We start from the raw sequence: 7511 nt of genomic DNA, 5'->3' as shown, positions 1-7511 counted from the left end.
ATCTTACAGCAGCCTCATTTCCTGTCAAGCGATTTCGAAAATTTCTTTTCAACTTCAACCGCTTGCACTTACGATCAATCCAAGTCTCTCGTCAGCGGGAGGCGAATTCTACAGCGTTTCAAACCGCTGTCAACCACCTCTTTTACCGCCTCAACTCAACTTCGACCAACCTGCCAACGACGCTAAAACCACCACCTCGTCAGCCCGGCGCATTCTACACAGCTTTCGCTGCTTTGCAACCCCTCTTTTTAAGCTAACTCATTGATTTAAAACGAGTTATCCGAGAAGTCCGCGCCGGAAGAGGTGCGCATTATAGGCACAGCAGAAATGCCGTCAAGCTGTTTTCTCCACCCGACTCGAAATTGCTCTTCTATATATGTAATAGCCCTTCTATACCTACTCAAAGCACGCCTTGCTCACGCAAGGTGGCAATGGCTTTGGTATCCAGTCCCAGCACACGCTGCAAAACCGCATCGGTGTGCTCACCTAATAAAGGCGGCGCATTGCGGTGCTCTATGGGGGTACCAGATAGGCGTATAGGGCTGGCTACCTGCGGCACGCTGCCGGCCATCACATGAGGCAGATCAAACTGCAGGCCACGAGCTTTTACCTGGGGATCATTGAAGACCTGAGCTAGATCATTGATAGGCCCACAGGGCACGCCCGCCCGCTCCAGCAGTGAGACCCACTCGGCCGTGGTCTTGAAGACGGTCACCTGACGAATCAAGGGGATCAGTTCAGCGCGATGGGCGACGCGTACCTGGTTACTGCAGAAGCGCGGATCATCGGCCCACTCCGCATGCCCGGCGACCGTACAGAAGCGGCGAAACTGGCTGTCATTGCCGATGGTGAGAATGAAGTCACCGTCCGCCGTGGGGAAGTCCTGGTAGGGCACTATATTAGGATGCGCATTGCCCAGGCGGCGCGGCGCATTGCCGGTGGTCAGGTAGTTCATCGCCTGGTTGGCCAGGCAAGCCACCTGAACGTCCAGCAGAGCCATATCGATATGCTGGCCTTTGCCGGTCTGCTCACGACTGGCCAAGGCGGCAAGAATCGCCGAGGTGGCGTACAGCCCGGTCAGAATGTCTGTCAGCGCTACGCCAACCTTGACCGGACCTGCGCCGTCCTCGCCCTCGGCACGCCCGGTCAGGCTCATCAAGCCGCCGAGCCCCTGGATCATAAAGTCGTATCCAGCACGCTTGGCATAAGGACCATCCTGACCGAAGCCGGTAATCGAGCAGTAGATCAGCCGCGGGTTGAATGCCTTTAAAGCGGCGTAATCCAGCCCATAGGCAGCCAAGCCTCCGACCTTGAAGTTCTCGATCAGTACGTCGCTGGCGACAGCAAGCTCGCGCACAAGGCGCTGGCCTTCTGCACAGGTGAAATCGAGCGTGACGGATTGCTTGTTACGGTTGGCCGCCAGGTAGTAGGCCGCCTCGCTCGTATCCACACCTGCCGCATCTTTAAGAAAGGGCGGCCCCCAATGACGGGTATCGTCTCCCACGCCAGGGCGCTCCACCTTTATGACGTCAGCCCCCAGGTCACCAAGAATCTGTCCGGCCCAAGGCCCCGCGAGAACACGGGACAGATCGAGGACACGTATATGGGAAAGTGCGCCGGACATGGAAACCTCTTCGCGGAGTTACAAGCGGTAAGCGCCAAGCCGCAAGCCAAACTGCTGTTAGGTGCTAATGAGGCTTGAGGCGTGGCACTGCTGTTTAGAAAAACGCCTGGATACCCGTCTGCGCGCGACCGAGGATCAGCGCATGGACATCATGGGTACCTTCATAGGTGTTCACCACTTCCAGGTTGACCAGATGTCGGGCCACACCGAACTCGTCGCTGATACCGTTACCACCGAGCATGTCGCGGGCCAGGCGGGCGATATCCAGAGCTTTGCCGCAGCTGTTGCGCTTCATGATCGAGGTGATTTCCACCGCGGCAGTGCCTTCGTCTTTCATCCGACCGAGGCGCAGACATCCTTGCAGGGCCAGGGTGATTTCGGTCTGCATATCGGCCAGCTTCTTCTGGATCAGTTGATTCGCGGCTAACGGGCGGCCGAACTGCTGGCGGTCGAGGGTGTACTGGCGCGCGGTGTGCCAGCAGTACTCTGCCGCACCCAGCGCACCCCAGCTGATGCCATAACGGGCCGAATTCAGGCAGGTGAACGGGCCTTTCAGGCCGCGCACATCAGGGAAGGCGTTTTCTTCCGGACAGAACACATTGTCCATAACAATCTCGCCAGTGATCGAGGCACGCAGGCCGACCTTGCCATGGATAGTTGGCGTGCTCAGGCCTTGCCAGCCTTTCTCAAGAACAAAGCCGCGGATCTCACCAGCATCGTCCTTAGCCCAAACCACGAATACATCGGCGATCGGGCTGTTGGTAATCCACATCTTGGCGCCGCTGAGGCGGTAGCCGCCATCGACCTTCTTGGCGCGGGTGATCATCGAGCCTGGGTCGGAACCGTGGTTCGGCTCGGTCAGGCCAAAGCAGCCGATATATTCGCCGGATGCCAACTTGGGCAGGTACTTCTGCTTGGCCGCCTCGTTACCGAACTCGAAGATCGGCACCATCACCAGAGACGACTGCACGCTCATCATCGAGCGATAGCCGGAGTCGACGCGCTCGACTTCGCGGGCGATCAGGCCATAGCACACATAGTTCAGGCCGCTGCCGCCGTATTCGGCTGGGATGGTGGCGCCGAGCAGGCCGGTGTCGCCCATCTCGCGGAAGATCGCAGGATCGGTCTGCTCATGGCGAAAGGCTTCGAGCACGCGCGGGGCCAGTTTGTCGTCAGCGAACTGCTGGGCGCTGTCACGCACCATGCGTTCTTCTTCGGTCAGTTGCTGGTCGAGCAGCAGCGGGTCGATCCAATTGAAGCGTGCGTTAGCCATGTCGAAACCTCATTGATGCAGATGTCAGAGCACCAGGGTCTGCCGACCTGCGCTCCAAGGGTTTCAGGCATCCTAGACCCACACCAGGCGAGCCACAACTGAGCATTTCTCAGCCTATTGTGCGTTTTATGCACTTCAAGATAGCCTCACTGCGTCACTGCCAGCAGTTTGAATGAGGTGTTCGCATAGATGCGTCGTAAAATCCCCAGCACAGGCGCGCTGGTCGCCTTTGAAACCGCAGCACGCCACCAGAGCTTCACCAAGGCTGCCGATGAGTTGGCGCTGACCCAGAGCGCCATCTGCCGACAGATCGCCGGCCTGGAGGCTTTTCTTGGCGTGGCGTTGTTTCGCCGTTCGCGGCGTGGCGTTCAGTTGACCGAGGCCGGCATGGCCTATGCCCGGCGAGTGTCTGCACAACTGGATGCGGTCGAACGCGACACCTTGGCAATCATGGGCCAACAAGGCGCCATGACCATCGAGCTGGCGGTGGTGCCGACATTCGGTACGCAGTGGCTACTGCCGCGCCTGAAACACTTCCAGGCGATCCACCCGCAGGTGACCGTAAACCTGACCAACCGCACGCGGCCCTTCCTGTTTGCCGACACCGCCTTCGATGCTGCGATCTACTTTGGCGATGCCGACTGGTCCGGCACTGTCTCTCACCTATTGATGCGTGAGAACCCGATGCCAGTCTGCAGCCCTGCCTTGCTGGCTGGTCAGACACTGCTAAGCGTTGAACAGATCGCCCAGTTGCCCCTGCTGCAGCAAACCACACGCCCTTACGCATGGCGGCAGTGGTTCGCGGCCCAGGGCAGCACGGTTGCACGGGACATGAGCGGCGCACGCTATGAACTGTTCTCGATGCTCGCTCAAGCGGCCATGCATGAGATGGGGGTGGCGCTGATACCGCCGTTTCTGATTGAACGAGAGCTCGCTGAAGGTCGCCTGGTACTTGCCCACCCACACGCCTACCACAGTGACCGGGCTTATCACCTGATGATTCCGGAGCGCAAGGTCGAGTCTGCAGCCCTTAAAGCATTTGCCGCCTGGCTCACCGACGAAGCAGAACACTATGCCGAGGCCAATGGGTTGCGGTGAATCGGTTTTTTAGTCTCGCCTCTTAAACTGACCTCGTAGTCAGCCTCTAAAAATAGCTACATGGCGCATTAGCTCGCGCACAACGCAGCGTTCAATTTATTGAACACGCGATACCCCTCGAATGCCTACTGCCATTGACCTGACGCCCATTTTACGACGCGTAAAACTGCGTTAATCGGTGAGCATTCACAAGAAGGATAAGTTTCGCGCCAATAATCCCTGAAAGCCCACCCTAGGCCATGCAATGCGCGGCCTAAACCTTTTTATAAGAACCACTAGTCACTAGATGACTTGTAGTTACTATAAAGTTTTACTCCAAAAACCATTGAAGCCCGAGTTCTTCACCTGCAAAATGCCGTGCCTCGACCTATGGGCTATCAGCCCGGGCGGGTTTGTGCTGATCCTCCCCTTACCGGCGCGCCATCCGTAGCGTGCAGGTTCACTAAAAAGATCACGCAGGAGATTTCACGTGCACATCGGTGTTCCCCTCGAAACCCATGCTGGTGAGACGCGCGTTGCCGCAACTCCCGAAACCCTCAAGAAGCTGATCGGCCAGGGCCATCAGGTCACGGTGCAATATGCTGCCGGTCTGAGCGCCAGCATTACCGACGCAGCCTACAGCGCAGCAGGTGCCAGCCTCGGTGATGCCAGCACGGTATTCGCCGCTGATCTGGTGCTCAAGGTCATCGCGCCGAACGATGAAGAGTTGGCACTGATGCGCAGCGGCGCCGTACTGGTCGGCATGCTCAACCCGTTCAGCAATGAGACCATCGCGCGCATCAATGCTCGTGGCGTCACTGCCTTCGCCCTGGAAGCTGCCCCGCGTACGTCCCGCGCGCAGAGCCTGGACGTGCTCAGCTCGCAGGCCAACATCGCCGGCTACAAGGCCGTGCTGCTGGCCGCGCATCACTATCCGCGCTTTATGCCGATGCTGATGACGGCTGCCGGTACCGTTAAGGCCGCGCGTATTCTGATACTCGGCGCCGGTGTTGCCGGGCTGCAGGCCATCGCCACGGCCAAGCGCCTGGGTGCGGTGATCGAGGCATCGGACGTGCGTCCGGCGGTAAAGGAGCAGATCGAGTCGCTCGGCGCCAAGTTCGTCGACGTGCCATTCGAGACCGATGAAGAGCGCGAATGCGCCCAAGGTGTTGGCGGCTACGCGCGGCCAATGCCGGCGTCGTGGATGGAGCGTCAGGCCAAGGCGGTGCACGAGCGCGCCAAGCAGGCTGACATCGTTATCACCACCGCGCTGATTCCGGGCCGCAAAGCGCCGACCCTGCTGCATGCCGCCACCGTGGCGGAAATGAAGCCTGGCTCGGTGATCATCGACCTGGCTGCAGCGCAAGGCGGCAACTGCCCGCTGACCGTCGCCGAACAAGTGATCGTCAGCAACGGCGTGACCATCGTCGGCCACAGCAACCTGGCGGCCCTGGTGCCAGCCGATGCTTCGGCGCTGTACGCACGCAATCTGCTGGACTTCCTCAAGCTGGTGATCGACGGCGAAGGCAAGTTCCACCTCAACCTTGAAGACGACATCGTTAGCGCGTGCCTGATGTGCCGTGACGGCAACGTCGTGCGCACTAACGGCTAAGGGGAGCACCGCTCATGGATATGATTTCTGACGGCATCTACAACCTGATCATCTTCGTGCTGGCCATTTACGTGGGCTACCACGTGGTGTGGAACGTGACTCCAGCCCTGCACACCCCGCTGATGGCGGTAACCAACGCGATTTCCGCGATCGTTATCGTCGGCGCCATGCTCGCCGCCGCCCTGACCGTAACCCCGCTGGGTAAAACCATGGGCACTCTGGCTGTGGCTTTGGCAGCGGTTAACGTGTTCGGTGGTTTCCTGGTCACCCGACGCATGCTGGAAATGTTCAAGAAGAAAGCGCCTAAGGCGCAGGTGGCTGCCACCCAGGGAGAGAACCACTGATGAGCATGAACCTGATCACTGTTCTCTACCTCGTCGCCTCGATCTGCTTTATCCAGGCGCTCAAGGGCCTGTCACACCCGACTACCTCGCGTCGTGGCAATCTGTTCGGCATGCTCGGCATGGGCCTGGCGGTGCTGACTACTGTCGGCCTGATCTACAAGCTTGGCGCCGAGGTTGCTACTGCCGGTATCGGTTACGTGATTATCGGTCTGCTGGTCGGCGGTACGGTCGGCACCGTAATGGCCAAACGCGTAGAAATGACCAAGATGCCGGAACTGGTCGCTTTCATGCACAGCATGATCGGCCTGGCGGCGGTGTTTATCGCCATTGCCGCGGTGGTTGAGCCGCAGTCCCTGGGTATCGTTGCGGCGCTGGGCGACGCGATTCCGGCAGGTAACCGTCTGGAGCTGTTCCTCGGTGCGGCCATCGGCGCCATCACCTTCTCCGGTTCGGTGATCGCCTTCGGCAAGCTGTCTGGTAAGTACAAATTTCGCCTGTTCCAGGGCGCACCGGTACAGTTCAAGGGTCAACATTGGGTCAACCTAGCCATCGGCCTGGCGATTCTTGGCCTGGGTCTGGTGTACACCTTCACCGGTGATATCACCGCCTTCGCCATCCTGCTGGCCCTGGCCTTCGTCATCGGCGTGCTGATCATCATCCCGATCGGCGGCGCGGACATGCCGGTAGTCGTGTCGATGCTTAACAGCTACTCGGGTTGGGCGGCGGCCGGTATCGGCTTCTCGCTGAACAACTCGATGCTGATCATCGCAGGCTCTCTGGTGGGCTCGAGCGGTGCAATCCTCTCGTACATCATGTGCAAGGCGATGAACCGTTCGTTCTTCAACGTGATCCTCGGTGGTTTCGGTGGCGCAGCAGATGCAGCCGGCCCAGCCGGAGCCCAGGAGGCTCGCCCGGTTAAGTCCGGCTCAAGCGACGACGCGGCCTTCCTGCTGACCAACGCCGACACCGTGATCATCGTGCCGGGCTACGGCCTGGCAGTCGCCCGCGCTCAGCACGCGCTGATGGAACTGGCGGAGAAGCTGACCCACCGCGGCGTCACCGTGAAGTACGCGATCCACCCGGTTGCCGGGCGTATGCCGGGCCACATGAACGTGCTGCTGGCCGAGGCCGAAGTGCCTTACGAGCAGGTGTTCGAAATGGACGACATCAACTCCGAGTTCGGCCAGGCCGACGTGGTGTTGGTGCTGGGTGCCAACGACGTGGTCAACCCGGCGGCGAAGAACGATCCGAAGTCGCCGATTGCCGGCATGCCGATCCTCGAGGCTTACAAAGCCAAGACCGTGATCGTCAACAAGCGCTCGATGGCCAGCGGCTACGCCGGCCTGGACAACGAACTGTTCTACATGGACAAGACCATGATGGTCTTCGGCGACGCCAAGAAGGTCATCGAGGACATGGTCAAAGCAGTTGAGTAACACCTGCTGAATGAACAAGACCCGGCCTCGCGCCGGGTTTTTTCTGCCTGCCAGGACCGTTGACGCAATGCTGCCGCGCAGAATAAAAACTGAATAACAGGTCAGGAACACCGACCGATCAATTCCAAACTGTACCGCACCTAAA

6 protein-coding genes and 1 pseudogene are annotated in these 7511 nt (G+C 59.4%); 5 read left to right on the top strand and 2 right to left on the bottom strand.

From position 1 onward, the window contains the following. Positions 1-257, top strand: a pseudogene (locus BMW49_RS25005) (hypothetical protein); the annotation flags it as partial. A gap of 143 nt (positions 258-400) precedes the next feature. Here BMW49_RS25005 and BMW49_RS22920 read toward each other — a convergent pair. Continuing rightward, entirely contained in the window at positions 401-1624 is a 1224-nt protein-coding gene (locus BMW49_RS22920; protein WP_069521498.1) for a CaiB/BaiF CoA transferase family protein, read from the bottom strand. 94 nt (positions 1625-1718) lie between these two features. Beyond that, the gene (locus tag BMW49_RS22915; protein WP_069521496.1) at positions 1719-2897 is read right to left on the bottom strand and encodes an acyl-CoA dehydrogenase; all 1179 of its coding nucleotides are present in this window, start codon (positions 2895-2897) and stop codon (positions 1719-1721) included. Between the two features lie 189 nt (positions 2898-3086). Here BMW49_RS22915 and BMW49_RS22910 point away from each other — a divergent pair, with 189 nt between their 5' ends. The 4 genes from BMW49_RS22910 to BMW49_RS22895 all read left to right on the top strand — a co-directional run bounded on the left by BMW49_RS22910 (position 3087) and on the right by BMW49_RS22895 (position 7366). Then, complete coding sequence (locus BMW49_RS22910; RefSeq protein ID WP_069521494.1) at positions 3087-3995, top strand: LysR family transcriptional regulator; 909 nt, start codon at positions 3087-3089, stop codon at positions 3993-3995. Between the two features lie 469 nt (positions 3996-4464). Further along, positions 4465-5586, top strand: coding sequence for a Re/Si-specific NAD(P)(+) transhydrogenase subunit alpha (locus BMW49_RS22905; protein ID WP_069521493.1), 1122 nt, complete (start codon positions 4465-4467; stop codon positions 5584-5586). 14 nt (positions 5587-5600) lie between these two features. Next, positions 5601-5930 carry an NAD(P) transhydrogenase subunit alpha part 2 gene (locus BMW49_RS22900; protein WP_069521491.1) on the top strand — a complete coding sequence of 110 codons (330 nt, stop codon included), beginning with the start codon at positions 5601-5603 and terminating at the stop codon, positions 5928-5930. After that, entirely contained in the window at positions 5930-7366 is a 1437-nt protein-coding gene (locus BMW49_RS22895) for an NAD(P)(+) transhydrogenase (Re/Si-specific) subunit beta (RefSeq protein WP_069521489.1), read from the top strand. Before BMW49_RS22900 ends, BMW49_RS22895 begins: the two co-directional genes overlap by 1 nt. Positions 7367-7511 lie beyond the last annotated feature (145 nt).

The organism is Pseudomonas cuatrocienegasensis, from assembly GCF_900110925.1.
GTDB classification, from domain to species: Bacteria; Pseudomonadota; Gammaproteobacteria; order Pseudomonadales; family Pseudomonadaceae; genus Aquipseudomonas; species Aquipseudomonas cuatrocienegasensis.
This window is presented reverse-complemented; position numbering and strand designations above follow the sequence as displayed.

Excerpts from the sequence above, each read along its gene's own strand:
- BMW49_RS22920 (WP_069521498.1), bottom strand. The coding sequence starts at position 1,624 with ATGTCCGGCGCACTTTCCCATATACGTGTCCTCGATCTGTCCCGTGTT.
- BMW49_RS22915 (WP_069521496.1), bottom strand. The coding sequence starts at position 2,897 with ATGGCTAACGCACGCTTCAATTGGATCGACCCGCTGCTGCTCGACCAG.
- BMW49_RS22910 (WP_069521494.1), top strand. The coding sequence starts at position 3,087 with ATGCGTCGTAAAATCCCCAGCACAGGCGCGCTGGTCGCCTTTGAAACC.
- BMW49_RS22900 (WP_069521491.1), top strand. The coding sequence starts at position 5,601 with ATGGATATGATTTCTGACGGCATCTACAACCTGATCATCTTCGTGCTG.
- BMW49_RS22895 (WP_069521489.1), top strand. The coding sequence starts at position 5,930 with ATGAGCATGAACCTGATCACTGTTCTCTACCTCGTCGCCTCGATCTGC.